The organism is Melaminivora alkalimesophila (genome assembly GCF_000282995.1).
Classification (GTDB): Bacteria; Pseudomonadota; Gammaproteobacteria; order Burkholderiales; family Burkholderiaceae_C; genus Melaminivora; species Melaminivora alkalimesophila.
On the sequence record NZ_ALEE01000650.1, the window covers coordinates 1 to 4,507 of the forward strand.

The following is a 4,507-nucleotide window of genomic DNA, read 5'->3' on the forward strand; positions in this document are numbered from 1 at the left end:
CCCGTGGCCGCCCGCCTCCACCCCCTGGGCAATCAGCGCGTGCGCGCCGGCACGCTGCGCAGCCAGGGCGGCGCGCACCGAGCCGACCTGGTGCACCACGGTGGCGCCGGCGCCGCGCAGCCGCTCCACGACCGGCGCGTGCACGTCCCCGAGCAGGCCGACCACCGGCACCTGCAGGTCGACGCACAGGTCCAGCTGCGAGGCCAGCAAGGCGGCGTCCGTGCCGGCCGGGATGAGGTGCACGCCGAAGCGCTCACAACCGGCCGCGCGCACGGCCGCGACCTCGCGCTCGATCAGCGCCAGCGGCTCGCGCACCATGCCGAGGAAGCCGAAGCCGCCTGCCTGCGTGACCGCGGCCACGAGCTCCGAGCGCGCCACGCCGCCCATGCCGGCGCAGACGATGGGCAGGCGGCAGCCCAGCAGGTCGCACAGCGGGGTGGGAGCAAGGCGGTCGGGCATGGCGGGGCTCCGGCAGGATGGCTGGGGGCGAACGGGGCGCGCTTCTGCTCAGCGCAGCGCGCCCACGCGTTCGGACAGCACGCGCATCAGCGCGCGGTTGACGTGCTCCAGGCTGAGCTCGTGCGCCTCGCACAGCTGCAGGACGGCCTGCGGCTCGCCCCCTTCCAGCGCGCAGGCCATCTCCAGGCTGGGGGCGTAGGGCCCGGTGCGCAGCACGGCGGCGTTGTACACGCGCTCGGACAGGGGCAGGCGGCGCAGGATGGCACCCAGCGGCTCGCGCAGCAGCTCGTCGAGCTGCGACAGCAGCCCGCTCAGGTACACCTCGCGGCGCAGCTCCTTGCCTTCGCCCGCGTCCAGCAGGTGTTCCGTGACCAGGGCGCGCAGCACCATGAATTGCCGCACCGGCCGCAGGTCAGGCTCGGTCGCAGCGTGCGGCAGCTGCTCGGCCAGCCAGCGCGACAGCGAGCCGTAGCCCATCATGACCAGGCCGCGCCGCAGCGAATCCACGCCGGTGCGCAGGCCCAGCGCCGCCGAGTTGGTGTAGGTCAGGAAACGGTAGGCGAGCAGCGGATCCTCACCGAGGATTTCCTCGAAGCTGTCGATGGACTGCTCCGCGTCGATCGCCTTGAGGAGTTTTTGCACCACTTCCTGGGACGGAGTGGCGGCGCGGTGGCGCAGGCTGTGGAGCACGTCTTCCATCGGCCAGCCCGCCACGGCCAGGGCCCGGCTGGTGTCCAGGCAATGCGCCAGCAGCGTCCGGCTGGCGACGCCCTCGTACATCTGGCCGGGCAGCAGCGGATCGGGCGGAGCGGCCGGCCGTGCGCCGCCCGTGGCGCTGCCTTCGCGGATGGCGGCCGACGCCTGCAGCGCACGCACCGCATCCGCGCTGGACAGGTGCAGCAGGCTGTTGTCGAAGAGCGCGGCCGTCTCGGGCGGGGGCAGCTGCTGCAGAGGTCCCTGCCACACCAGCCGCAGACCACGCGCATGGGCGGCCCGCGCCTGGGCGAGCACCTGGGCATCGGCCAGCCAGGAGCCGGCCACCCCGATCCAGGGCGCGCCGCACGGCGCGTGCTCCAGCAGTTCGCCGAGCAACTGCGGCGAGCGTGGCGACAGCAGCAGCGGCGGGGAATGGGCCGACCACAGCTCCTGCAGCGTGCGCAGCAGGTGCGCCGCGTCCACCTGGGCGCCGCCGGCGGGCTGCACGTACAGCTGCACGCCGGCCAGGCGGCGCGCGGCATTCCACAGGGGCCGGTAGCCGAGGACCAGGCTGCCGAGGACGGATTGGACCATGGGACGCGTGGATGGAGAGCGCTGTTGCAGTGGACGCCATTGTCAGGCCAGCCGGACACCTGCGGCGCGGGCGAAACCCGCAAGCGGCCGTCTTCAGCGCAAGAAGTCGAACAGCGACATGCGCTGCACCTGGGCGTAGGACTTGAGCGCCGCCTCGTAGCCCACGTGGGCGTTCTGGAAGTCGGAGATGCCCTGGACCATGTCCAGATCCTCGGCGCGCGAGCGGTCGCCTTCCAGCTGGATGGAGCGGGTTTCCTGGTCGCTGGAAATGCGGTCGGCGCGGTTGAGCAGCTCGCCGGCGTAGCCGCGGATGTTGTGCAGGCGCTCCATGCCGATGTCCAGATGCGCCAGGGCCTGGCTGACGGCCTGGGCGGCCAGGGTGCCGTCGGAGGCGCCGCGCAGGTCGCTCACCACGCGGTCGACCACATCCATCATGCCGGTGCTGGGTTGCACGGTGACGGTGTCACCTACGGAAAAGGGATTTTCCAGGGTGCCTGATGGACCCTGTTTGGGTGTGCTCTTCAGCGTGAATTCAAGGACTGCGTCGTCGGGATCGCCAGGATTCACACCTGCCTCGATCTTGAAGGTGATGTCCGCAGGCATGCCTTCCTTGAGCACCCCTGTCACCCCTGTCTGGATCGGGTTTGAGGGGTCGTCACTGCGGAAGATCTCATACGCCGCCTCGTAATTGCCCGCCGCGTCGTCCGGCGCGGCAGGCGTCTGGAATCCAGTGATGCGAACCGAATAGGAAAAGGGTTGGCCGTTGCCATCGCGCGCCAGCTTTTCCGGATTCTTCACCTGCACCATGTCGGTAGCGATCGGTCTTCCGGAAAAGGAGGTGCCTTGGTCGTTCGACAGACCTGCGTGGTAGACACCATCGCGCTGCACATCGAACATCAGCGCGTCGTGCCCGTCCAGCGCCGTGGCGATGCTGGTGCCGCTGCTCGACGCCTGGCCCGGCAGGCCGTTGAACTCATAGGTAGGGGTGCCCGGCTGCGGCCCGACGAAAGGCTGCAGCGCGCTGCCCAGCGCGCCCAGCAACGGCGCGCCGTTCGTGTCCTTGCGGTTGATGACCTCGGCCAGCTGCTCGCGCAGGCTCTGGATCTGGTTGGCGTAGGTCTTGCGGTCCTCGGGCTTGAGCGTGCCGTTGCCCGCTGCGACGATCAGCTGGCGCATCTCCTGCACCAGCCCCACGGCGTCGCCCAGGGTGGACTCGGCCAGCGCCATCGAGCCGCGCTGCACCTCGAGCTGGCGCTGCTCGGCCTGGATGCGGCTGATGCGCGTGAGCGCGCGCTCGGCCTGCGCGGCGGCGACCGGGTCGTCGCTGGCGCGCACCACGCGCTTGCCGGCGGTGAGGTTCTCCTGCAGGTCGGCCACGCTCTTTTGCCGCGCGGCCAGGTTGCGCAGGGCGCTGTCGTACATGTTGGCCGTGGCCACACGCTGGAAGGTGGTCATGCGGGCTCCCGGAAGGATTCAAGAAAGGAGGGCATCAGCGGCTCACGGTCTGCAGCAGGTTGTCAAAGATGGTCTGCGCGATCTGCAGCATCTTGGCCGATGCCTGGTAGGCCTGCTGGAACTGGATCAGGCGCGCCGCCTCTTCGTCCAGGTTCACGCCGGAGACGGCGGTGCGGCTGGCCTCCAGGTTGTTGGCGATGGAGCCGGACAGGTTGGCCGCGTACATGGCGCTTTGCGTGCGCGTGCCTACCTGGGCCATCAGGCTGGCGTAGCCGTCGGACATCGTGGCCTCGTCGAACAGCTTCATGTCGCGCAGCGCCATCAGCGCGCCGGCGTTGCCCGAGTTGCGCGTGTACAGGTCGCCCGTCTGCGTCGCGTCGCGCACCGTGACGGTGTCGCCGGGCTTGGGCGTGCCCTGCAGCGTGATGGACCAGCCACCGATGCGGATCGGCTCGCCGGGGGTGTAGGGCACGCGGTCGGTGCCGGGCGTGTAGGGCGCGGGCGGGGGCAGCAGCTCCAGCGGCCGGTCGGCCAGGCCCTGCACCACGAAGCCGGCGGGCAGGCCCAGCACCGGGTCTGCCTGCATGTACACCAGGCTTGCGCCGCCCGGGGGCAGGGGCGTGAGCGCGCCGGTGCCGACGATCCGCTGCGTCGCCGGGTCGCGGTGCTGGCCGGTGGCCTGCAGCTGGCCCAGTTGCAGCGTGCCGCCGTTGGACGTGCCCATGGCCGCGTTGACCGGGTTGGCCGCGGCCAGGTCGCGCGGCGAGTACACCAGCATCTGCAGGTTGTCCGCCACGCCGGCGAAGGGCTGGAACAGCACCCGCTCGCGGGGCGCGCCGGCGGCGGTGAACTTGAACGTCAGGCCGTCCATCTCGACGCCGTCGGGGGCGGTGAGGTCGGCGACGACGGTGGTGGCGCCATCGGACAGGCGCGTGATGACGCCGGCGGGCGGCGTGTCGCCAAAGCGCACCTCGTACTCGGACGCGGCGAAGCGCGAGGTGCCCAGCGGCACCTGCAGGTCGATGAAGCCGGCGGCGCTGCCGCTGGTGCGGCCGTCCACACGCGCGGGCTGCGAGAACAGCGCCTTGCCGCGCTGGCCGTCCAGCGTCAGGCCCATGCGCTGCTGGTAGTTCAGCTCGTGCCCGATGGCCAGCGCCATGCGACCCAGCAGGTTGCGGCCCTCGGTCAGGTCCTGGTTGGCGAAGCGCAGCAGCCCCGCGGTCTGGCCGCCGCCCAGCATGTCCTCGTTCAGCTCCACCGGCTGGGCGCCGGGCGGGTTGAAGTACAGCGCCTGGCGCCCGCT

At 71.2% G+C, this 4,507-nt stretch carries 4 protein-coding genes; all 4 read right to left on the minus strand.

The genetic code is table 11. From position 1 onward, the window contains the following. Positions 1–459, minus strand: a 459-nt coding sequence (locus tag A612_RS12635) for a nitronate monooxygenase (protein WP_019374832.1), incomplete at its 3' end; no start/stop codon positions are given. A 48-nt stretch (positions 460–507) separates the two neighbouring features. Further along, on the minus strand, positions 508–1,749 hold the full coding sequence (locus A612_RS12640) for an HDOD domain-containing protein (protein ID WP_019374833.1): 1,242 nt from the start codon (positions 1,747–1,749) through the stop codon (positions 508–510). A gap of 93 nt (positions 1,750–1,842) precedes the next feature. After that, entirely contained in the window at positions 1,843–3,204 is a 1,362-nt protein-coding gene (gene flgL / locus A612_RS12645) for a flagellar hook-associated protein FlgL (RefSeq protein WP_019374834.1), read from the minus strand. 34 nt (positions 3,205–3,238) lie between these two features. Continuing rightward, on the minus strand, positions 3,239–4,507 hold a 1,269-nt coding region (locus A612_RS12650; RefSeq protein ID WP_019374835.1), incomplete at its 5' end, for a FlgK family flagellar hook-associated protein.